Here is a 21,296-nt window from a genome sequence, read left to right on the forward strand (position 1 = left end):
TCAGGGACGGCCCGGCCGGCTTGGCTCTCCCAGACGTCACTGGCCCTGTCCCGGCCCGGCCGGCGACAATTCCGCTCTCCGATCCCAGAATCCCGAACTCCCGGGGGCCGTCCCATGACCCATGCCGAGACCCTGAAGATCGAATCCCGCGGCCGTGGAACCTACGAGATCACCGCCGCCGTCGAGGCCGTCGTCGGACGCTCCGGCATCTCCCGCGGGCTCTGCAACGTCTTCGTCCTGCACACCAGCGCCTCGCTGATCGTCTGCGAGAACGCCGACTCCACGGTTCGTCGCGATCTCGAGACGTTCGCCGCGAAATTCGTCCGCGACGGCGACCCGTCCTTCATTCACGATCTCGAAGGCCCGGACGACATGCCGGCTCACATCCGATCCATCTTCACCCAGTCCTCGATCACGGTCCCGGTCCAGGATGCCCGATGCCGGCTGGGAACCTGGCAAGGTCTGTTTCTCTGGGAGCACCGGACCAACCCGCATCGTCGGCAGGTCGTCGTCACGGTGATGGGAGATTCCTGAGCGGAGCTGAACTCATCACGCGTGATCGCATGCTTTTAAAGGCTGCGGATTGGGGATCTTGACCGCAAACCGTCGCCTCGCCGAACTCAGCAGGAGCCTCGTGATGGCGCGGTGAAACGTTGGCCTTGACGACCTGGACACCTTGTCCCGGAATTGTTGCGCGAGATCGCAGGCCGTGCGGCGGCCCATGGCCTCAGCCAACTCGGCAGGAGCCTCGTCCTCCCGAGTGATTCCCCATGAGCTCCCCACGAGCCGATGGGTGGCTGTGGAGGAGCGAAGCGACCCCACGGCCCGCAGGCTTTGGGCTCCCCACGTCTCCCCATAAGCTCCCCACGAGCCGATGGGTGGCTGTGGAGGAGCGAAGCGACCCCACGGCCCGCAGGCTTGGAGGAGCCGCAGGCAACACCACGGGATCAGCCTGGCACGAAGCCGGCCTGTGCGGGCAGCGAAGGCCCGCTGGCCGTGGGGTCGCTTCGCTCCACCACAGCCACCCGGATGTTGCGTCCGCCCAGGAGGGTTAACGCTAGACAAGTGCAAGACCGCTAGAGCCATCGCCTTGGATTTCGCCGATCACGGTCCCCGAGCTATTCGTAGCGGATGGCGACATCGAGGAATCGATCCCTCGACGCACCCACTCATCGATCCTCTCTCCAAATTCTTCCGGATTTGTGAAACTGGCCGGCCTCTTTTCTGGACTGTACTGAATAGGCGATTGTGCGCTTCCGCGCGCCAAGCAGTGCACCCAACGCGAAGGCGGCCGGCGATGAAGACCAGGGTCCAGATTTCGGCGAGGAGTCCGAAGGTCGTGGCGCTGCCGAGGGCCCGGGGCCAGGATCGCCGGGGCATCGAGCGGAAGACGGCGGACTACCTCAGGGACGCGGGCCTCGGCGCCAGCGACCACGAACGCGAGTTGCTGGCAAAAGCCGCGGCGCTCTCCTGGAAGATCGAGCAGGCCGAGAAGGCGGAATCCGCCTTCCTGGCAAAGGTTACGGCGAAAACGAAGAGGCCGCGGAAGCCGACGCCCGCGACGAACGAAGCCAATCGCGACCGGGTCGAGGTCCTCACGCAGAAGCTCCTGGCGTGGACCGGCTGGGTCGACGATCCGAGGGAGCAGGCCGCGGCGATCATCGCCGAGCTGGAGAAGTCCGAGGCGGGCCGGCTGACGCTCCGGGGCCACTGGCGGACGCTCCGCGACTGGATCCGGCTGGGGGGCGAGATCGGCCTCCCCGAACGACACCAGTTCGTCCGGCTCCTTGGCGGCGACTCCTGGGATACGACGATCGACCCGCTGATCAACGCCGTCTTCCGGGCCTGCAATGCGCTCGATCCCAAAGGCATGGCCGGGTGCGAGGCCTATTTCGCCGCGGCCAGGCAGAACGCCCGGGGCTTCGAGGCGTTCCTCGTCGAGTCGCTGGTCTGGCGCGAGCTGGGGCCGCCGCCGAAATCGGCCGATGCGGCCTGGACGTTCCTGCTGCGGTTCATCGACGACGAGCTCGGGCGGATCGAGGCCCTGGATTCCAGACCGGCGGAAGCCGATCGCGGGGATTGCGAGGCGGTCCTCGCGAGTGCCGCCCTGGACGGACCTCGGCGGGAAATCGCGGCGATGAGCCGGGAGCTGATGGAGGTCCTCGACGAGCTCTGTCGGCTCCGCAAGGGGACGGATACGGACGGCGGATCAGAGGCCATTCAAGAACCCGTCCAGGACCGTTCGCCGGACTCGATTCCGGCCGGTTCCGTGCTCCCGATGGGCCCGCGACGGCGCGAAATCGCGATCCCGGAAGCGCCGTCGGCGACGCATCAAGGTGATGCTAAATCAAGAGTTACGGAAGAGTCCCTGGAATGGCCGAATGACAATCGAAGCCAATTCACGCAGGACGCCAATCCGGGTTCCATCCCACGACCACCGGGGACCGGAAGGCTCGTCGCGGTCGGGACGTCGACTCGCCTGGCCTCGGTCGGCTCTCCGTCATGGGATTCCTTGCCACTTGCCATGGAATCCTGGATGTGCTGGAGTGAAACTCGGGGCCGTGCGCCGCGGCTCGGCCCCACTCCACGACATGCCTCGTGCGATTCTTCTTGCCGATCGAACGTGACGGCGTCCGGGGCATGGTCCGCGGCCTCTCCCATCCTCTCTGAGGTAGCCATGTCTGTGACCCTCTCTCCGGGCCGGACCGCGCCTACGCCCGACCATGCCGTCCCCCTGCCGGGACGGCCCGTGATCAACGACCTGTCGATCCGGGTCGGTACGGTGAACGGCTCGGGCAGCCAGTCGGCCAACCTTGTGATCCTGCGGGCCCTGTACGCGATGGGGATCCCCTGCTCCGGCAAGAACATCTTCCCCTCGAACATCGAGGGCCTGCCGACGTGGTTCCACATCCGGGGCAACGCGAACGGCTACGTGGGCCATCGCGCAGACCCTCAGATCCTTGTCTGCATGAACGAACCCGCCTTCAAGGATGATGTGGCCCAGCTCCTGCCCGGGACCATCTGCGTCTACCGGTCGGATTTCTCGATCGATCCGGCCGGACTGCGGGACGACGTGCTGTTCCTGCCCGTGCCGTTCGGCAAGCTCGCCGAGGCCGCCTATCCGCCGGAGAAGGGGGACCCGAGCTACCGCGACAAGCTCCGCAAGGTCGTGAACATGGTCTACGTCGGAGTCCTCTCGTCCCTCTGTGGGATCCGGATGGACGCCGTCGAGGCGGGGATTCGCCGCGAGTTCCCCGGCCGCAAGGCGAAGGCCGCGGAGATCAACATCGCCGCGGCCAACGCCGGCTTCGACTGGGCGCGCGAGAATCTCCCCGTCGACCTCCCCTACCGTGTGGAACCGATGGCCTCCGCCCGCGAGAAGATCCTCATCGAGGGGAACAAGGCCGCGGCGCTCGGCGTCCTCTTCGGCGGGGCGAACGTCCTGACCTGGTATCCGATCACGCCGTCGAGCAGCCTGGCCGAGTACGCCGAGGGCTTCCTCAAGAAGCACCGGACCGGCGCCGACGGCAAGCGGTCGTTCGCGATCGTCCAGGCGGAGGACGAGCTGGCGGCCGTCGGCATGGCCATCGGCGCGGGGTGGGCCGGGGCACGGTCGCTGACGGCGACCTCGGGCCCGGGGATCTCGCTGATGAGCGAGTTCGTGGGGCTCGCCTACTTCGCGGAGATCCCGGTCGTCATCATCGACGTCCAGCGGATGGGCCCGAGCACGGGGCTCCCCACCCGCACCAGCCAGGGGGACATCCTCAAGATGCACCTCCTGGGTCATGGCGACTGCCGGCACATCGTGCTGATCCCCGGCTCGGTGGAGGAGTGCTACGAGGCGACGATCGAGGCGCTCGACCTGGCCCAGAAGTTCCAGACCCCCGTCTTCGTGGCGACCGACCTGGACCTGGGCATGAACCTCTGGCTCAGCGACCCCTTCCGCTACCCGGACCGGCCCCTCGAGCGCGGCAAGGTGATGACGGCCGAGGACATCGAACGCCTCGGTCATTTCGAGCGGTATCGGGACGTGGATGGCGACGGGATCTGCTATCGGACCATCCCCGGGACGCCCAACCCGCAGGCCGCCTACTTCACCCGGGGGACCGGGCACAACGAGAAGTCCGGCTACAGCGAGCGGCCCGAGGACTGGAAGAAGAACCTGGACCGGTTGGCGCTCAAGCTCGAGACGGCGAGGAAGGCGATCCCGCGGCCGGCGATCGAGGGGGACTTCGGCGCGCGGATCGGCCTGATCGCGTACGGCGGCACCGACTTCGCCATGAAGGAGGCGCGCGACCTTCTCGAGGCCCAGGGGATCGAGACCGAGTACTGCCGGATCCGCGCCCTCCCGCTGGCGGACGAGGTCTCGGCGTTCGTCGAGCGGCATCAGCGGGTGTACGTCGTCGAGCAGAATCGCGACGCCCAGATCACGGCGCTGTTGCGGGCGACGTTGCGCGGATCGCTGGCCGACCGGCTGATGCCGATCACGCATTACAACGGGATGCCGATCGCGGCGGACAACATCGTCCGGCCGATCCTAGGCTGGGAGAAGCACCCGTCCGGTCCGGGCTGGCCCACCGGCGACTTCGAGAAGGACAACCCGGGCGTCGATCATGGCCGCGACGTCTCGTCCGAGTGACGCGGGGCTCCCGGTCGATTCCCAACCCATCCATCAGTACGACGAATCGCGAGGCGACGATCCATGGCCACCGAGACGATGATCCCCGTCCGCTCCAACGGCGCCGGCTTCTCCCTGCCGGTGACGGCCTTCCAGGGCCTGCCGAGCACCCTCTGCAAGGGGTGCGGGCACAACAGCATCACCAGCCACCTGATCGAGGCCTGCAAGTCGACGGGCATCGATCCCTACCAGACCGTGAAGCTCAGCGGCATCGGCTGCTCGAGCAAGACCCCGGCGTACTTCCTCCAGTACAGCCACGGCTTCAACTCGCTCCACGGGCGGATGCCCTCGGTCGCCACCGGGGCCCTGCTGGCCAACCACAAGCTGGTCTGCATCGGGATCAGCGGCGACGGCGACACCGCCAACATCGGCCTCGGCCAGTTCAAGCATGCCTGCCGTCGGAACGTGCCGATGGTTTACATCGTCGAGGACAACGGCTGCTACGGCCTGACGAAAGGGCAATTCTCGGCCACGGCCGACCTCGACGCCCACCTCCGGCGCGCCGGCGGCGAGGCCAATCACGTCCCCCCGTTCGACCTCTGCACCGAGGCGCTGATCGCCGGCGCCACGTTCGTCGCCCGGTCGTTCGCGGGTGACAAGAAGCAGCTCGTCCCGCTCCTGAAGGCCGCGCTCTCGCATCGGGGGATGGCCTTCCTGGACATCATCAGCCCGTGCGTCACCTTCAACGATTTCGACGGCTCCACCAAGAGCTGGGACTGGGCGAAGGAGCACGAGCTCCCGCTCCAGGAGGTGGGGTTCGTCCCCCACCTGCCAGAGATCGAGGTCGAGCAGAAGGCGGGCGAGGCGACCCGCGTCCAGCTCCACGACGGCTCGTGGATCGTCCTGCGGGCGATCCGCCACGAGGAGCATGACGTCACCGACAAGGTCTCGGCCGTTCGCCTGCTCCAGGAATCCGGGCGGAGTCACGAGTTCCTGACGGGCCTGCTCTACCTGGATTCGGCGCGGCCGGACTTCTCGACCGAGTTGAACGTCGTGGAGACACCCCTGGCCCTGCTCGGAGAGGACGTGCTGAGGCCAGGTCCCGAGGTGCTGGAGGCGATCATGGAGACGATCTGAGCCATGCGGACGGCGCGACGGGCAGGAGGGCTGCTTTGTCTCAACGCCGGGCTGCCTGGCAAGTGTGGTAGCCCCCTCTCCCTAACCCTCCCCCACACAGGGGGGAGGGGACCGGAGGCTTCGGACTGTGCGACTTGACTCGTCGATCAGCCTTTCTTCTTCAACCTGTGAAAATATGCAGACGCTTACAGTTCCCAGAGTCGGCGGCCCTTGAGGAACATGGTGATGTATCCATCCTGGCTCACCTTCAGGACCGGCCCGTATTGCGAGGCGGCCAGGGCTGCGAGCGTGCGCGCGCCCTGGACGGATCGGACCAGCTCCAGGGTCTCCGGCGCGATCCGCAAGATGGCTCCGAAGGTGAGGACGCAGCCTTCGGTGTCGACGACGACCGCCCCGTCCAGGCTGGCGATCGACTCGAGCACGGCGGGCTCCATGTCGCAGAGGTCGGTGTCGCGGATGGCGTGGTGGAGGGCTCGCTTGGCCAGCCTGGGCGAGAGGTTCTCCGGATCCTGGGGGTCGTCGACGGCGATCTCCTCGGTCATCCGATCGATGGGCGCGATCAGCTCTCGGAGTGCCCGCTCCCGGTCCCGGACGACGACGAAGAGCGCCCCGGTGCGGGCCTCGCCCAGGTTGAGCGCGGCCTGGAAGAGCCAGAGGGCCAGGTCCGGGGGCGTGGTCGCGCCCACCGCATCACGCCACGCGGCGAACTTGGAGGGGATGTCCAGCAGCCGCCAGCGGGCGTCGCTTAGGCTGAAGAGCATGGCTCCCTCGGAAAAGACCTTGATGTCCTGCCGGGGGGTGAGCACCAGGCAGACGTGGCCGCCGGACTGGGTCGCACGCGCGTGGTTGATGTAGGGGCGGGGACAGGGGGGGATCTCCGACTCCTTGCTCTGGACGTCGGCGGACCACCGCTCGACGTCCGCCATCCGGAGCATCTCCCCTTCCCGGTCCACCAGGAAGAGGGTGTTGACGCCGTCGCAGAGCCGGTGGAATCCCTTGATGGCGGTCAGCCGGGCGTTGAAGCGTGGCGCCCCCTCGGCGTTGGCCCGCTTCGGATCGGAGGGGTCGAAATTCGTGCTCAGCAGGATGGCCCCGGTCGATACCCTCCGGCTTTCATACGTGGACAGGGCGGCGACCCGGAGGGCCTCGAGGGCCGCCGGGATCCGATACGGATTCACCGGGCGGATGAAGTCCGCGATGATCAGGTCCTCGGTGACGTACTGGAACCGCTCCAGCCGGTCGGCGAGATCCTGGTCGAAGAGCCCGCGGAACCGCATGTCGAGTGCCCGGACGATGACGTCCACCATCCGCCGTTCCGTCGGCAGGAGCGGGACAGGGCTCTGCGGCCGGAAGCTGAGGTTGGTCCCCAGCCACTCGATGTCGAGGCCGAGGTGGTCGCCATCATCGCGGATCCGATAGCAGGGATCGTCGCCGCAACCGTCCAGGTCGATGATGCTCCGATCGCCGAGGACCTCGAGCACGGAGTCCGGGAAGAAATGCTCCAGGGTCCGACGCAGCAGGGCCTGGTAGAGACCGACCACGCGGGAGATCGGCCCGTTGGGGCGGTCGTTTCTCGACAGCAAGGCATGCTCCCGTGCATTCACGCCAGGATCGAGCCGCAGGGACTTCGACCAGGAATCGACCAACATTCGTCCAATCCCTCCATGCTCCCACAAGCGGTTCGTCCCTCGCCCCCCGGATCGTGATCGCCCCGGATGAGCCCGCATCCCTCACGATATCAATTCCGTCGCAACCGGCGATTCCAAAATGCAGGACGATTCGATCAAGAGGAAAAGGTGCAGGCATTCTACCGGTCTCGTCGATCCTGGACCCGAGACGCATCGGGCTCCGGCTTGGGGGTCCGGCTTGTTGTCATGGGGCAGTCTTGCTAGGATTCGCCGCCTTCGCCGGGCCCGTCCCGGCGCTCTTGCGGCCTCCGCTCAGGGCGCGGACGCCGGAGGCGATGACACCGCAAGTTCGAGGAGTTCCGCCGGATGGTCATTCGCAGAACCCTGGTCCGCCGGGGGTTGTTGGTCCTCCTCCTCGCCGTGGCCGCACAGCAGCTCTGGAGGCATGGGCACGACTATGTCCTGCCCCGCCAGTTCGCGGTCGTCGAGCCCGGCAAGATCTTCCGGGGGGGCTGGCAGAAGGACTGGCCGATGCGCCGGATCGTCCGCGACTACAAGATCCGGACGGTCCTGGCCCTTGCCCATCCGGACGACCATCCGCTCTCTCAGGGTGAGCTGGCGCTCTCGAAGGAGCTCGGTTTCCGCTGGATCCACATCCCGATCGTGGATCAGCGGATCGGCGAGAACCCGAAGACGATCTCCGACCTCCTCGACGAGGCCGCCGCCGTCCTCGCCGATCCGGCCAATTACCCCGTCTACTTCCATTGCCACCACGGGCTCAATCGTGCTTCCATGGCCCAGATTGCCTATCGGACGAAATACTGCGGATGGTCGCTCGAGCAGGCCATGGCGGAGATCGATGACTCGATCGGGCTGGTCAAGGTGGACCACGGGCCCGATTACCGGCACATGATCGACTACTACAATGAGCGGGTGCTCCCCCTGAGGAATCCCGCCGGAACGGCGGACGCGGCCAGGCCGGCGAGGGATTCGGTCCCGGCCGCGGGGACGCCGGTCCCGACCCTGGCGGTCCAGGTTGGCGTGGCCGGTTCCCGGCCTTCCGTTCGCTGATCCCGGGTGCCGATCGGCCGGGCCCGTTGGCGGCGCGAGATCCGACCCCGGAACGGTCAGATCTTGGGCGGGATTTCTTGATTCCCGGGCCAGTCCACATAGAATTAAGTTCCGGCGATTCGTCAGGTCGTTCGCGTTCGCGCCGGCCTGAACCGGTTCGCGGTGATTTCCAATCCCAGACAGGCGATCCGGCTTTCATGCCGGCCAGGGAGGTTCCTCGATTGAACATCCGCCCCGCTCGCGTCGGTGATGCCCAGGCAATCTACGAGCTGATCAAGACCTTCGCCGATCGAAGGTTGATGATCCGGAGGTCGATCGGAGAGATCTACGAGTCGATCCGCGAGTTCGTGGTGGCGGTGGATGACGCGAAGAGGATCGTCGGATGTGTCGCCCTGCACGTCTTCTGGGAGGACCTGGCGGAGCTGAAATGCCTGGCGGTCTCCGAGGAGCTGCACGGGCAGGGCGTCGGCCGGAAGCTCGTCGAGGCCTGCTGGGACGCGGCGAGGGAGCTCGAGATCGCCTCGGTGTTCGCGCTCACCTACTCCGTCGAATTCTTCGAGCGGTGCGGCTATCATCAGATCGACAAGGCTGAGCTGCCTCACAAGATCTGGAACGAGTGCGTGCGCTGTCCGCTCTTCCCGAGCTGCACGGAGGTCGCCCTGATCCGCACTCACGAGGCCGCGACGGAGGCGACGACTGCCCATGCCTCGCTCGAGCTCGCTGCCGCCGGAGCCTGATCCGGCGGCGGATCTTCGTGATGCCGAGGCCGGGGGCAGCCCCGGCCCGGACCAAGTTCCGGGCCGTCCAGCCCGGCTCTGGGTCGGTAGCGTCGGTGTCGGACTTGCCGGCCTCGCCCTGATGCTCGCCACCGAGCCGCGTCTTGCCATCGTCTGGGACGAGGGGTACTCGCTCGGCCGGGAGGCCCGGATCCGCACCTGGCTTCACGCCCTGAGAGACCCGGTGGCCTTCGCGGCCGAGTGGAAACCGCCGCGCCCGGATGACGAGCTGGTCCAGCAAACGGGCGCACCTCCGCCCCGTCCCGAGCAGGTTGACAGCCGATGGGAGCTCCTGTTCGATCCCCGCGTCCTCGCCTACTTCTGGCCGTTCGCCAGGGAGGAGCCCCACGGGCATCCCGCTTTCTATGCCATCCTCGGACTGCTCGGTGATGTCCTGGCCCCCACCTGGCAGGAGCTGCCACGTGCCCGCCTCGGACCAATCCTCCTGTTCTGTGCGACCGGGTCGATCGTCTTCCATGCGCTCGGCCGTCGCTGGGGAGCCTGGCCCGCCCTGGCCGCCGCCGGTGCCTGGTTCCTCCAGCCCAACCTCTTTGCTCACGGCCATTACGCCGCTTACGATGCCGTCCTCAGCTCGCTCTGGATCCTGGCCCTGCTCGCCTTCGCGCGATCCGCGGCAGAATCGACGCCCGGAGAAGGCCAACGTTCGGCCAATCTCGCGCTGGTCGCCTTCGGCGTCGTGCTCGGTTGTGCGCTGGCGAACAAGCTCACGGGCTGGTTCATCCCCTTCCCCCTGGCCGCCTGGGTCGCCTTCACCCGCTCCCGGCGCGGCTTGCGGACTCTCCTGATCGGAGTGCCCATCGCCCTCGTCGTCGTCTACCTACTCCAACCGGCCTGGTGGGTCGAGCCGATCGCCGGACCGATGCGGTTCTTCAACTCCAACCTGACCCGGGAGGAGACGATCCAGATCCCGATCATGTTCCTGGGCCGGACCTACCTGACCCCGTCGAATTCCCTGCCCCCGTACAACACGATCGTCTGGACGCTGATGGTGACGCCGGTCGTTTTTTTGTCCCTGGCTTTGGTCGGGGTCTACCGTGCCGTCAGCCGAGGGCGAGCGGATGCGTTTACATGGCTCATCCTGGCCAACTGGATCTTCTTGTTATGCCTTCGAGCGATGAGCCACACGCCGGGTCACGATGGAGTCCGGCTTTTCCTGCCGGCCTTCGGGATGGTCGCACTCATGGCCGGCGCGGGGGCGAGCCAGCTTCAGGAGTGGGTGGGGGCTCGATCTCGACTCGTGGTGGTTGCGGCCCTTGTCGAGGGGATCGTCTCGATCGCTCTGTTCATGCCCGTTCCACTCTCCTACTTCAGCCCGATCGTCGGCGGCCTGCCGGGCGCCGCTCGGCTCGGGATGGAGCCCACCTATTACTGGGACGCGCTCGACGCGGAATCGCTCGCCTGGCTGCGCGAGCACACCGGACCCGGCGAGACGATCCGGTTCTCGACGTTCCCCTCGTCCTGGCTTTACCTCAGACGCATCGGGGCCTTGCCGCGGAGCGTCACCCCGGTGGATCCCGGCGCACCCGCCTGGTACGTGACCCAGAATCGACCCGGGATGAACACGGGCGTGACGCGACTGCTCGCGGAGCAGGGAACGCCGGCCCATGAATTCCGGAAGTTCGGCGTCCCCTTGATTCGGATCTATCCGGCCAGCGAGGTTGAACGGCTGGAGAAGTTGCTGCCACGGTAAGGCCTTCCAGCCCGTCCCCTGGCCAACCCGGCAATGAAGCTGTGACGACGAACAAGGGCGCATGAATCGGCCCGGTCGGAAGCGAGAGTCGTGTGGCTCGCGACCAACCGGGCCGGGATGGGCATGCCGTCAGGAGTACGCATGGCCGGAGCATGCGTTGAGTTCAGGACGGACAGAGGGTTGTCGGATTGAGGCTCAGTGCTGGGCCGAGGACTGGCCGGTCGCGGTGATCGGGGCCTGGGTGGTCGCGTAGACCGGGGCGGGAGCCGCGTAGGCAACGGTCTCGACGCAGGCAGGGGCAGGAGCGGGCTCGCAGGCCGCCTTCTTGTGGCAGAGGCCACCGAACTTCGGCAGCTTGACATGCGAGAACAGCCCGCACTTCTTGGGGGCGGGGGCGCAGGTCGGCTCGGGGGCCGGGCACGGGGCCGGGGCCGGAACCGGGGCCGGCTCGACCGTACACACCGGAGCCGGGGCCGGAGCCGCACAGGTGTGCTTCTTCTTGTGGCAGGCTTCGGCGGTGCCGACCACGAACAGTGACCCAAGAACCCCAGTGAGGACGAGGGTCAGAGCGTGACGCTTCATCGATGCATCTCCTTGGATGAGTTTGCCGGTCGGCGAGGTAACGACACCCCGACTTCCGACAATATACCTGGCAAAAATCGGGCATACCCGCAAATTAGGGTAAATGATCGGGTATCCCAATGCAACCCGATAGTCTACCCAGTCGGATAATCTTGCCCATGCACGCGCCATGCCAGCAGAAGTGGCCCATGTTTTCAAGTTCTCCTGAAAAGAGCGACGACGGCTTTGCCGGTCGTATGCGGGTCGGAGTGTGGCGGCTCCTCGGGACGAGGTGACCGGATCGGCCACGGCGGCGGATTCATTTGGTATGAAGCTGCTTATAAGGTAATCTGGCGCCCGGCTCGGACGGCTGTCGCAATCTCGAGCTCCTGGCGGAGACGGCTGGTGGACGGTAATCAGGACCTTTCTCTCCGGTGCAGACAGGTCGCCGCGGTCGCCGCGACGATCGTCGCCATGCTGAGCGTGATCGCCCTCATCGGTTGGGCCATCGGCCGTCCCGTCCTGTTCGGAGGTCGGCTCGGGTCGATGCCGATGGCACCGAACACGGCGCTGGCGTTCGTGAGCCTTGCGGGGGGACTGTTCGCCGCGATCACCTCGAGCCGGATCGGAAACCGGGCGACGATCGTTGCGTCGTTCCTCGTCGTCCTTGTCGCCGTGGCCCGGATGGTGGAGGACCTGGCGGATATGCCGTGGGAGGTGGATCGCTGGTTTCTCTCGGTTCGGGCGGGCCGCGTCGGTGCGGCGCCGACGGGTAAGATGTCCCTCCCCACCGCGACGGCGATGACGATCGCCGCGCTGGCCCTGCCGGCGACCTGCCGGGCGGGGCCGTCAGCACGGATACGATGGCTTGGCGGCGTGGGAGGGCTGGTCGTGGCGACGACGGGCCTGCTCTTCGTCCTGGGATACCTGTTCAGCCCTCAATCCCCCCTGGCCTACGGATCCGAATCGATCCCGATGGCCCTCAACACGGCCGCGGGCTTTGTCTTCGTGGGGATGGGGCTGATCGCGGCGGCCGGAGTGGATGCCTTCCCGCTCAGCCGACTTGCCGGGCCCTCGATCCGGGCTCGCCTGCTGCGGACGTTCCTGCCTCTGGTCGCGACCACGGTCGTGGTCGTGGCGTGGCTGACCCGATTCGTCACCATCGGCGTGGGAGCGACCTCGACCGCGATTGCCTCCGCGGCGATGGCGGCCGCGGCGATCGGGCTCTTCGCCCTGATCTGCGAACGAATCGCCGCCCGCCTGGGCGGCGAGCTCGAGCGGGCCGAGGATCGCCTCCGTGAGGCCCACGACCTCCTCGAACAGAAGGTGATCCAGCGGACCTGCGACCTGCGCCGGGCTAACGAGGAGCTGACTCGGTCGCTCCAGGAGACCCGCGATGCCCACGAATCGCTGCAACTGGCCCATTGCGAGCTCCAGCAGGCCCAGTCGCGGATGCTCCAGCAGGCGCGCATGGCCAGTCTCGGCCAGACCGCCGCCGGCGTGGCCCATGAGATCAACAACCCGCTCGCGTTCGTGACCAACAACCTCGTGGTCCTCAGGCGCGAGGTGAGCTGGATGCACGAGATGCTGCGGCTCTATCAGCAGGCCGAGGAGACCCTGGCCCGCTATCAGGGCGAGCTCTATACGAGGATCTCCCAGCTCTCGGAAGACATCGACCTTCCCTTCGTCCTCGAGAACCTCGACGGACTCCTGGAGCGGTCGAGGTCGGGGCTCCTCCGGATCCAGAAAGTGGTCGCCGACCTTCGCGACTTCGCCCATCTGGGCGAAGCGGAGTACCAGGCCTCGGAGCTGAACGTGGGGATCGGGACGACGATCCGCCTGATGCAGAACCTCGCCGACGAGCACCAGGTGACCCTCGAGACCCGCCTCGCCCCCCTGCCCCGGACCATGTGCTTCCCGGCCAAGATCAACATGGTGGTGCAGAACCTGGTCATCAACGCGATCGACGCCAGCAATCCCGGGGGGAAGATCGTCGTCGAGACCCATTGCTCCGAGGTTGAGATCCTGATCGTCGTCGCCGACGAGGGCTGTGGGATCAATCCCGGGGATCGCGACCGGATCTTCGACCCGTTCTTCACGACCAAGCCCGTCGGCAAGGGGACGGGACTGGGCCTGGCCATCTCGTACGCGATGGTCCGGGATCACGGCGGGACCATCGACTGCGAATCCGAGCCCGGCCATGGCACTCGGTTCCTGGTGCGGATTCCGATCGTCTCCCTCGAAGCCCTCCCCCGTCACCCGGATGGGGTCGTAATTCCGTCGAGCCCGCCGCTGCCGGCCTGATCCGGCCGGGCCGGTCGCCGCGTCAGGTCTCCGCGCCCGCGGCCCGGGGCATTATCATGAGTCCGGTACTGAGCTCGGTTTCCGCGGGAGGTTGGGAGGCGATGACGACTCCGGATGAAGCGACCGAGGCGCCCGTCGACCCGGGGACCGAGATCGCGGGCGACAGCCAGCCGCCTGCCCCGCCCCGTCGGCTCTGGCCGGCGACGCTCGGCGTGCTCGCCCTGGCGCTGGCGATCCTGATACCGACGGTCGGCGATATCGGCCTGACCTGGGATGAGCCGGCCTATCGCTACAGCCAGCTCATGTCGTCCCAGTGGTGGGAGCAGGCGGCCCATGTCCGCTCGTGGGAGGACCTCCGCGCGCTCCTCGATCCCGATGCCCTGCTTTTCTACTGGCCCTATGGCCGCCACGGGATCAACTTCCATCCTCCGCTGGCGGGTCAGCTCAACCTGGCCACTTATACGCTCCTCGGCGGCATCATGAAGGACATCCCGGCGCGTCGCATGGCGCCGGTGATCGAGCTGGCGATGACGGCGGCCATCGGTTTCCATTTCCTCGCCCGCCGCTACGGGATGCTGGTCGGACTGGTCATGGCCGGCTCCCTCGTCCTGATGCCCAGAGTCTACGGGCAGGCCCACCTGATCGACACCGATACGCCGGGCCTCTTCCTCTGGGCCGCGGCCTCGATCGCCCTGTGGAACGGGCTGCACGAGGAAAGGGGCCGGCGATGGCGGGTGCTGCTGGGGATCCTCGTGGGCCTCGCGTTCGTCGAGAAGATGTCGGCCGTAACCATGGTCCTCCCCCTTTTCCTCTGGCTGGCCGCGTCTCGCTCGTCGCGGGCATTCGTCGGGCCGGGAGCCCGGCTCGCCTGGATCGATGGGCTGGTCACCGCCGGGCCGATGCTGATCGCGCTCGGGCTGGCCTTCCTGGAGATCCAGTCCCTCCAGCGGCAGCTACCGCCGCCCGGGTCTACCGACCTCTTCCTCCACCGTCCGGCCTCCGATCTCCCGGGGTGGATCCTCGCGGTCCCGCTCGTCGTCTGGCTGATCCGCCGGCTGCTCGGCTTCGCCTTCCCCCGTCATGCCCTCTGGGGGGCGGAGCGGCCGGGGCTGGAGACCTGGACCGCGGCCCTGGCGTTCGGGCCGGTCGTCGCCTGGCTGGGAAACCCGGCCTGGTGGCGTGAGACGCTCCCCCGGCTTGCCCACTACTACGCCCTCAACACGAATCGCCAGGGGGCCCTCCCGGACATCCAGATCATCTACTTCGGCGAGGTCTTCGAATACTCGCTCCCCTGGCACAACGGCTGGGTCCTGATCGCGATCACCGTCCCGCTCACGATCCTCGTCGTCGCGGCCATCGGCCTGGTCTGGGGGCTGCTCCAGGCCCGTCGCGACCGCCTGCCGCTCTACGTCCTGCTCCACTTCATGACGCTCCCGGCGCTCCGGATGCTCCGGGTCCCCGCCCACGACGGAGTCCGCCTGCTCCTCCCTTCCTTCTTCTTCCTCGCCGCGTTCTCAGGGTGTGGAGCCGAGGCCCTGTCGCGACTGGTCCATCGCCTGGCGAGAGTGCCGCTGCGCCTGGCGGGACCGGCGACGATGGCCGCGGTGCTGATCCCCGCGGGCGTCGCGGTCGCATCGATCCATCCGTATGAGCTTTCCTATTACAACGAGATCCTCGGCGGCCCGCGCGGGGCCTGGCATCGCGGCTTCGAGCTCACCTACTGGCTGGACGCCTTCAACGGGCCCGTGGTCAAGGAGCTGAACGCGCGGCTCCCCACCCGGGCGGAGCTGGACGACCCGAACGAGCTCACCAATCCCATGACCTGGCAGGAGCTCCAGGGGCTCGGCGAGCTTCGAAAGGACCTCATCCTGGGCCGTGACGTCCGCACGCAGGGAGCCGGGGTCTACGGGCGGATCGGCTACGCCTGGCTCCATACCCAGGATTCCAAGGCGACTCCGTTCTCGCGATTCCTGTTCGCGATGAAACCCTGGTATGCCTCCGAACCGAGCTCGCTGGGCGGGCTTCGCGTCGCGACGGTCGCCGACCCGATCGGCGTCTCGCGGGCCTGGGCGCTCGAGCTCCTCGTGGATGCGCCGGACCCTGATCCGATCCCACCGCCCAAGCCCAGGGTCGGCCGCCTGATCGCTAACGAGGCCGTCCTCCGCTGGGCCCGCGAGGATCCGGCCGGCCTGGAAGCCGCCGCGAAGAAGCTCGAGGCCGACGGGATCGGCTCGGCGGATCCCCATGCTTCCAGGCTCATGAACCTGATGACGGTCCACCCCGAGGCCAAGCACGCGAAGATCCGCCGTTTCCTGCTCAATCGCCTCCTCAAGACCAGGCCCGTGGCGCTCGTCGAGGGCGTGCGGATCCTCGCCGCCCATCCCGAGGCCGTCGTCGAGGTCATGACCCGCTATGCCTACACCGATCCCGAGTGGATCGGCGGATATCTCGACCGAGATCTTGCTGCAGGTGAGTAAGCCGCCGGCCCTGGCGGACGCTCAGTCCAGGCCCCCGCCCGTCGCGACCGGAACGTGACCGTCCAGATCGACCTCGTCGGGATGCTCGGCGATCGGCCTCGAGGGGAGCAGGGCGAGAGCCGTGAGCGCCGCGACGGCGTAGATCCCGCAGGCGAACCAGTACGGGGCCGCGGGCGAGACGCGGCCCATCAGGACATTGGCGGCGGAGTAGCTCAACATGCGGGCGAGCGTCTGTGTCGAGGAGAACGTCCCGAAGACGGCCCCTTGCTCGCTCATCGGCGTCGACCGGGAGAGGAGTCCGCTGATCGAAGGCGCCGAGAGTCCCTGGCCGATCCCGACCAGGGCGAACGCGGGGATGAGCATCGGCCAGGTTGTGGCCGTCGCGATCGCCGCGAAGCCCGCCAGGGCGCTGAAGAGACCGACCAGGATCAGCCGCGGCTCGCCGAACCGAGGGACGAGCCGGCGGATCAGGCCCCCCTGCACCACCGCCGTCAACACGCCCAGCCCGGCGAACGCGAAGGCCGCCCCCTGGGCGTCCCACCCGAAGCGGCGACGGACGAAGAGGGCGAGGGTCCCTTCCAGGCATGCGAACGCGAAGACCGCCAGGGAGCCGATGCCGATCAACGATCCGATCGCCGGGATCCGCACCGTATCCAGCACTCCCCGCCAGCTCAGCACGCGAGCGGCCTCGCGGGTCACCGAACCCTCCGGCCGCGACTCCGGCAGCCGGGCCAGGACCAGGATCCAGGCGATCGTCGAGAAGGCCGCGGCGACCAGGAACGGCAACCGCAGCCGCCACTCTCCCGCGGCATGCAGCCCCACGAGCAGGCCGCCGAGGATCGGGCCCAGGACGAAGCCGAGGCCGAACGCCATGCCGATCAATCCCATGCCACGCGCCCGATTCTCGGGCTTCGTGACGTCCGCGACGTACGCCTGGGCAACCAGGATGTTGCCGCCGGAGGCACCGTCGAGCATCCGCGCCAGGAGCATGACCCTGAAATCTCGCGACAGCCCCAGGATCAGGAACGAGATCGCCGTCCCGGCCTGCGAGTAGATCAGCAAGGGCCGCCGTCCGTAGCGATCGCTCAGCCGCCCGAGGACCGGACCGGCGATGAGCTGACAGAGCGGATAGGCGGAGAAGAGCATGCCGATCTGCCAGTCGGCGAACCCGTAGTGCTCCGCGAAGGGCGCCAGCAGGGGCATGACCACGGAGAAGCCCAGCAGGTCGATCAGCACGATCAGGACGATCACGGCGAGCGGCGACATCAGCGGGACCTTGCTCCTCGATCCTCAGTGGGTGGGGACGCCGGAGGGATCGGCCTTGCCGTAGCGGGCCTCGCGGAGCGAATCCGCCTGCGACTTCAGCTCCAGGAGCAATCGAGCATGCGCGACGATGCCGGCGTACTCGACGGCGAACGCCCCCAGGTTGAAGGCGATGGTCATCGCGGCCACGCCGAGATGCCAGGGCGCGTAGGCCAGGCTTCGCGTGTCCGCCGCGGCCCCGAGCCAGGCCGTGACGGCGACGGCGGTCATGGAGCCCATGACGAACCGCATCGCGCGCCGCTTGTTCCGCGTCGCGTGCGCGATGAACCACTCGGGCAGCCCGTAGACGCGGACCACCTCCTTGGCCCACTTCACGGTCGCCATGAAGTACGTGTAGACGATCGAGTGGATCCCCAGCAGGCAGACGACCGTGAGCAGGGAGAAGAGCAGGTGGACCGCGTGCCAGACCGCATGCGGCCCCCTCGGCTCGCCCGACGCGAGCAGGCCGAGCACGAAGTTCGCCGTCAGCAGCGAGGTCCCGGTGACGGCCAGGACCAGGAAATAGCGGATCATCGAGCCTTCCGACAACGACCAACGGAGCGACACGTGCCTCAGGCTCTAGATTATGTCAGGCGGAGGAACTTAGCCACAGACGAAGGGGGAGGAATTTGGCCTCTTCATCGGTGGCGATTTGCCTCAGTACATGGCCCCCATGCTGAAGTTGAAGTAGCGGAGGCGGTCGCCGTCGGCGTAGGAGACGGGGAACGCGAGGTCGAAGCCGAGCGGGATCGGGCCCATCTGGGGGATGACCATCCGCAGGCCGGTGCCGATCGAGGCACGCACCTTGTGGAAGTTGTAGTCCCCTTCGACGGTGCCGAAGTCGCAGAAGACGACCTGATGGAAGGTGTCGCTGGCGGTGAGCGGGAACTGGTACTCGATCGAGCCGAGTGCCATCATCACGCCGCCGACGGGGACGCCCAGGGCGTGCGGGCTGATCGTGCGATACTGGAAGCCGCGGAGGCTGCCGAAGTTGCCGGCGAAATAGCTCTCGTAGACCGGGATGCCCTGGGTCGCGACCCCGAAATGGCCGCGGAGGGTGAAGAACCGCTTGCCGCTGCCGTCGGGCCGGCTGCCGGTCGGGATGTAGGTGCGTCCCTCGAGGTCGACCTTGGACCAGGTGAACGTCCCCCAGCCCTGCTCGAAGGCGAGCTCGGCGTACTGCCCCTTGTTGGGCATGAACGGGTTGTTGCGATTGTCGAACCGCAGGCTCGGCCGGAGCGAGGCGAGGAACGACTCGCCGGCCACCGCCAGGTACTCCGCCGGCGCCGGGCTGCGATAGCCGAAGAAGTTGATGTCCTCCACGCGGACCGCGACGTCGGCGTACGTGCTGGAGCCGAACTGGCGGCCCAGGGAGAACCGGCCGCCGCCCCGGCGCTCGTCCCAGTCGGGGTAGAAGCGGCTGAACCAGTAGCCCGCGACGCCCGCCCCGATGGGGAGGTCGAAGAGGTACGGCTCGCGGAGGCTCGCCTCGAACTTGTTGATCAACGTCCCGGGCTGGATGTTCAGACGGAACTCCTGGCCGCCGCCCCGGAAGGCCGTGCCGTTGAAGATGTCGTTGAACGACCGCGGGACGTTGAAGATGTCGAAGTTCTTCTCGTAGACCGTGACGTTGCCGAAGAGGCCCTGGAAGCTGCTGGCCGCCACGCCGACCATGAACCGGCCGGTGGGGGCCTCGTCCACGCTCGTGATGATGTCGGCGAACGAACGGTTGCGGAACGGGTCGTTCAGGTCCGGGCCGACGCTTGTCATGTTCGTGCCCGGGAGGCTCGGGAACGTGCCCGCGGGCTCGCCGCTGCCGAACGGCGGCGGCGAGCCCGCCGGCGGGGCACCGTTGGCCGCGTTCACGGCCGACCTTCGTCCGGCTCGGGCCGGAGGCACGGTCAGGCCGGGCGTCGTGTCGGCGGGGGGGGCGAACAGGTTGCCCGCGCCGAAGCCCCCGGCCGCCGGGGCGCCCGCGCCCGGCGCGGCCCCCGAGACGTCCACGGCCTCCGGGGCCGGCACCAGCTCGATCCCGTCGCCCGGATCTTGCATGCGGGCCTGGGTCACACCATCGCCCAGGAGCGGCATCATCAGGTCGCCATAGGGCTTGTCCCCGGGCCGCTTGTTGATGACGCGGACCTCCAGCGGTTTGCCGCCCAGGTCCGGCCCGCCCTGCTGCGGTCCTCCCGGGCCGTGGAAGTAGCCGAGCGCGCTGAGCCGGTTCTTGTAGACCTCCACCCGATTCATGTCGAGGATCTCGCCCGGCAGCAGGCCAGCCATCACGGCCTCGCGGCGGATGACCTTGTCCTTGGTCCGGTTGTTGCCGTAGTTCGGCATCTCGCCGATGAGGTAGGCCTCGCCTTCCTCGATCTTGTAGAGCAGGTCCACGACCCCGAGCTTGTTGGTGAACCGGGGCTCGAAGGCGATCTGGGCGTCGGCGCAGCCGAGGGCGTAATACCGGGATCGCATCAGCTTCAGGTCGGCCTCCTTCACGGCCTCCAGGAACGGCTTGCCGGAATGGAGCTGGAGCCCCTCGCGGAGCTCCTCGGTCTTGATCTTGGAGTTCCCCTCGAAGAGCAGGTTGCGGACGCTGTACCTCGTCCCCTCGGAGATCACGAAGGTGAGGTTGATGTCGCCCAGGTCCTTCCCGGAACGGGTGACCGGGGTGACCTTCACCTCGTAGAAGCCCTGCGACTGGTAGTATTCCTTGAGCTTCCTAGTGTCCTCGTCCAGGAGGTCGCGGTGATACTTGCCGCCGACCAGGCCGAGGATCGGCTTGCGGGTGCCGATCTTGGTCCGGAGCTGGCCGTCGGAGGCGAAGACGTTCCCCTTGAAATCGACGCTGTTGATCCGGAACTTGGAGCCTTCGAAGATCTGGATGACGACCTTCGTGTCGCCCATGCTGCCCCCTTCCAGGAGGCGGACCTCGGCGAGGTCATACCCCTTCTCCTGGTAGAGGCGCTGAATCTGGCCGAGGGCGAGCCGCGTCTTCGTCGCGTCGGCCCGGTTGCCGACCTTGAGGTCGGTCGCCTCCTCGATCTCCTTCAGGGAGACCGACTTTCGCCCCCGGAATTCGACGATCTTGAGGACGGGCATCTCGCGCACGCGGTAGATCAGGATGAACTTGCCGCTCTTGGGCGGCGATTCCTCGTAATACGGCGCGACATCCGAGAGTCCCCCCTTGGCGATGAGGCTCTTGATGTCGGCCTCGACGTGCTGCTGCGAGAGGGGCTGCCCGGCGCGGCTCGAGAGATAGGCGCGGAGCTTCTCGGCGGGGATCGTCGTGTTCCCCTCGATGCGGACCTCGGACACGATCCCTTCCGGGAGCTGGTCTCCCCGCCAGGCGAAGGCACCGGGGACGATCCAGCCGGAAGGATCTCCGGCGATCATCGCCAGCAAGGCCAGCGGGGCGAGCACGCGCCACCGCCGCGCACCGCTCATCCGTGCACCCGCGGTGGCCGTCCCTGGCGCCGCGATGTGTCGAGTTCCGGATCGTCCCATGAGCGATCTTTCCTGGACCGTGCCGATCCGCGGGGATTCGCCCGCGGCCGCGATCCTGACGATCGCGGGCCGGCCGACTCGCCCCCCGGACTGGTCGATCTTCCGAGTCCGTTCCCCGGAGAGCGACGATCGCTCCCCCGCATTGCCATCGCGACGAGCCCGGGCCCGATATGGGCCTTCCGGCGCCTCGGATCGTGCCCAATCCGTGGT

Annotated in this window: 13 protein-coding genes; 8 read left to right on the plus strand and 5 right to left on the minus strand. The window is 67.5% G+C overall.

The features are described 5' to 3' along the window. The first annotated feature begins 114 nt into the window (after nt 1–114). The 3 genes from G6O54_RS04890 (at nt 115) to G6O54_RS04900 (ending at nt 5,755) form a co-directional block, all read left to right on the plus strand. Nucleotides 115–534 carry a secondary thiamine-phosphate synthase enzyme YjbQ gene (locus tag G6O54_RS04890; RefSeq protein WP_165220909.1) on the plus strand — a complete coding sequence of 140 codons (420 nt, stop codon included), beginning with the start codon at nt 115–117 and terminating at the stop codon, nt 532–534. Nucleotides 535–1,297: 763 nt separating this feature from the next. Beyond that, a complete protein-coding gene (locus tag G6O54_RS37745; protein WP_250846722.1) occupies nt 1,298–4,639 on the plus strand; it encodes a 2-oxoacid:acceptor oxidoreductase subunit alpha in 3,342 nt (1,113 codons plus the stop codon). 63 nt (nt 4,640–4,702) lie between these two features. Next, nucleotides 4,703–5,755, plus strand: coding sequence for a 2-oxoacid:ferredoxin oxidoreductase subunit beta (locus tag G6O54_RS04900; RefSeq protein ID WP_165220912.1), 1,053 nt, complete (start codon nt 4,703–4,705; stop codon nt 5,753–5,755). 185 nt (nt 5,756–5,940) lie between these two features. Here G6O54_RS04900 and G6O54_RS04905 read toward each other — a convergent pair whose 3' ends face one another. Beyond that, nucleotides 5,941–7,404 carry a diadenylate cyclase gene (locus tag G6O54_RS04905; RefSeq protein WP_165220914.1) on the minus strand — a complete coding sequence of 488 codons (1,464 nt, stop codon included), beginning with the start codon at nt 7,402–7,404 and terminating at the stop codon, nt 5,941–5,943. 345 nt (nt 7,405–7,749) lie between these two features. Here G6O54_RS04905 and G6O54_RS04910 point away from each other — a divergent pair, with 345 nt between their 5' ends. The 3 genes from G6O54_RS04910 to G6O54_RS04920 all read left to right on the plus strand — a co-directional run bounded on the left by G6O54_RS04910 (nt 7,750) and on the right by G6O54_RS04920 (nt 10,941). Then, on the plus strand, nt 7,750–8,454 hold the full coding sequence (locus G6O54_RS04910) for a protein-tyrosine phosphatase family protein (protein WP_165220916.1): 705 nt from the start codon (nt 7,750–7,752) through the stop codon (nt 8,452–8,454). Between the two features lie 221 nt (nt 8,455–8,675). Next, nucleotides 8,676–9,191 (plus strand): N-acetyltransferase, encoded by a 516-nt coding sequence (locus G6O54_RS04915; RefSeq protein ID WP_165220918.1) that lies wholly within the window; start codon nt 8,676–8,678, stop codon nt 9,189–9,191. Then, entirely contained in the window at nt 9,157–10,941 is a 1,785-nt protein-coding gene (locus G6O54_RS04920) for a glycosyltransferase family 39 protein (RefSeq protein WP_165220931.1), read from the plus strand. Before G6O54_RS04915 ends, G6O54_RS04920 begins: the two co-directional genes overlap by 35 nt. 195 nt (nt 10,942–11,136) lie before the next feature. On the opposite strand, the gene G6O54_RS38505 is transcribed toward G6O54_RS04920, so the two are convergent. Next, nucleotides 11,137–11,523 carry a hypothetical protein gene (locus tag G6O54_RS38505; protein WP_205678676.1) on the minus strand — a complete coding sequence of 129 codons (387 nt, stop codon included), beginning with the start codon at nt 11,521–11,523 and terminating at the stop codon, nt 11,137–11,139. A 384-nt stretch (nt 11,524–11,907) separates the two neighbouring features. Between G6O54_RS38505 and G6O54_RS04930 the strand changes: the two genes are divergently transcribed. Together G6O54_RS04930 and G6O54_RS04935 are read left to right on the plus strand one after the other, a co-directional pair. Further along, nucleotides 11,908–13,806: a sensor histidine kinase gene (locus tag G6O54_RS04930; RefSeq protein ID WP_165220935.1), complete on the plus strand. Its 1,899-nt coding sequence runs from the start codon at nt 11,908–11,910 to the stop codon at nt 13,804–13,806. A 101-nt stretch (nt 13,807–13,907) separates the two neighbouring features. Continuing rightward, nucleotides 13,908–16,283 carry a glycosyltransferase family 39 protein gene (locus G6O54_RS04935; RefSeq protein WP_165220938.1) on the plus strand — a complete coding sequence of 792 codons (2,376 nt, stop codon included), beginning with the start codon at nt 13,908–13,910 and terminating at the stop codon, nt 16,281–16,283. Between the two features lie 21 nt (nt 16,284–16,304). Here the strand turns inward: G6O54_RS04935 and G6O54_RS04940 are convergent, their stop codons facing one another. From G6O54_RS04940 to G6O54_RS04950, 3 genes are all read right to left on the minus strand, one after another. Then, nucleotides 16,305–17,549 carry an MFS transporter gene (locus tag G6O54_RS04940; RefSeq protein WP_165220941.1) on the minus strand — a complete coding sequence of 415 codons (1,245 nt, stop codon included), beginning with the start codon at nt 17,547–17,549 and terminating at the stop codon, nt 16,305–16,307. A 24-nt stretch (nt 17,550–17,573) separates the two neighbouring features. Next, nucleotides 17,574–18,119: a hypothetical protein gene (locus tag G6O54_RS04945; protein WP_165220944.1), complete on the minus strand. Its 546-nt coding sequence runs from the start codon at nt 18,117–18,119 to the stop codon at nt 17,574–17,576. A 123-nt stretch (nt 18,120–18,242) separates the two neighbouring features. Beyond that, nucleotides 18,243–21,026 carry a BamA/OMP85 family outer membrane protein gene (locus G6O54_RS04950; protein WP_165220947.1) on the minus strand — a complete coding sequence of 928 codons (2,784 nt, stop codon included), beginning with the start codon at nt 21,024–21,026 and terminating at the stop codon, nt 18,243–18,245. Nucleotides 21,027–21,296: the final 270 nt, after the last annotated feature.

This window comes from Aquisphaera insulae, from assembly GCF_011064615.1.
Taxonomy (GTDB): domain Bacteria; phylum Planctomycetota; class Planctomycetia; order Isosphaerales; family Isosphaeraceae; genus Aquisphaera; species Aquisphaera insulae.

Coding starts and splice junctions, on each gene's coding strand:
- G6O54_RS37745 (WP_250846722.1), top strand. CDS start 1,298: ATGAAGACCAGGGTCCAGATTTCGGCGAGGAGTCCGAAGGTCGTGGCG.
- G6O54_RS04905 (WP_165220914.1), bottom strand. CDS start 7,404: ATGTTGGTCGATTCCTGGTCGAAGTCCCTGCGGCTCGATCCTGGCGTG.
- G6O54_RS04920 (WP_165220931.1), top strand. CDS start 9,157: ATGCCTCGCTCGAGCTCGCTGCCGCCGGAGCCTGATCCGGCGGCGGAT.
- G6O54_RS04900 (WP_165220912.1), top strand. CDS start 4,703: ATGGCCACCGAGACGATGATCCCCGTCCGCTCCAACGGCGCCGGCTTC.
- G6O54_RS04910 (WP_165220916.1), top strand. CDS start 7,750: ATGGTCATTCGCAGAACCCTGGTCCGCCGGGGGTTGTTGGTCCTCCTC.
- G6O54_RS04940 (WP_165220941.1), bottom strand. CDS start 17,549: ATGTCGCCGCTCGCCGTGATCGTCCTGATCGTGCTGATCGACCTGCTG.
- G6O54_RS04890 (WP_165220909.1), top strand. CDS start 115: ATGACCCATGCCGAGACCCTGAAGATCGAATCCCGCGGCCGTGGAACC.
- G6O54_RS04945 (WP_165220944.1), bottom strand. CDS start 18,119: ATGATCCGCTATTTCCTGGTCCTGGCCGTCACCGGGACCTCGCTGCTG.
- G6O54_RS38505 (WP_205678676.1), bottom strand. CDS start 11,523: ATGAAGCGTCACGCTCTGACCCTCGTCCTCACTGGGGTTCTTGGGTCA.
- G6O54_RS04950 (WP_165220947.1), bottom strand. CDS start 21,026: ATGAGCGGTGCGCGGCGGTGGCGCGTGCTCGCCCCGCTGGCCTTGCTG.
- G6O54_RS04935 (WP_165220938.1), top strand. CDS start 13,908: ATGACGACTCCGGATGAAGCGACCGAGGCGCCCGTCGACCCGGGGACC.